Genomic DNA, 649 nt, shown 5'->3' with positions numbered 1-649 from the left:
TATTTTTTCAGAAGCGTCAGAATGTATAGACACAGATGATGATGGTACACCAGATTATTTAGACACTGATAGTGATGACGATGGATGTTCAGATGCCTTTGAAGCAGGAGCAACCACAGATACCACAATAGACTATGTTTTTCCAAGTACAGATGCAAATTGGGATACAAATGGAGATGGTTTGGCAGATATTGTAGATACAGCAAATGGTAGTCCATTAGATGGAGCACTAGGTTATACCTCTATTTATTCAACATACGCTACAGACGATACAAAAAGTGTTTGTGATGTAGACCTTAGTTTAACAAAAATTGTAGATAAAACAATACCTAAATTAGGAGAGGAAATTATTTTTACAATCAAGGTAACAAATAACAGTCCATTCAGTGTAACCGGTGTTCAGGTAATAGATGTGTTGCCTACAGGTTTAACCTATGTAGAAACAAGCTCAGATATACCAGACAATACAACCTATGTAGGATCAACAGGTATTTGGGATTTAAGCAGTTTAACAATAGCATCAAGTGGTACAGTAGAATTAAAAATAGCTGCAACCGTAACTGAGATTGGAAGTATTTTAACAAATAAAGCAGAAATATATAGTTTGCCTTTAAAAGATAAAGACTCAACACCAAACAATAATAATTAA

General features: G+C 34.2%; 1 protein-coding gene. It reads left to right on the top strand.

Annotation, left to right across the window (positions count from 1 at the left end; genetic code table 11):
- A partial coding sequence (locus tag Q0733_RS12995) for a DUF11 domain-containing protein (protein ID WP_298782766.1) occupies positions 1-649 on the top strand: 649 nt, incomplete at its 5' end.

Source organism: uncultured Polaribacter sp. (assembly GCF_947500975.1).
Classification (GTDB): Bacteria; Bacteroidota; Bacteroidia; order Flavobacteriales; family Flavobacteriaceae; genus Polaribacter.
Note: the sequence above shows the minus strand (reverse complement) of the source record. Positions and strands in the feature narration are given on the sequence as shown.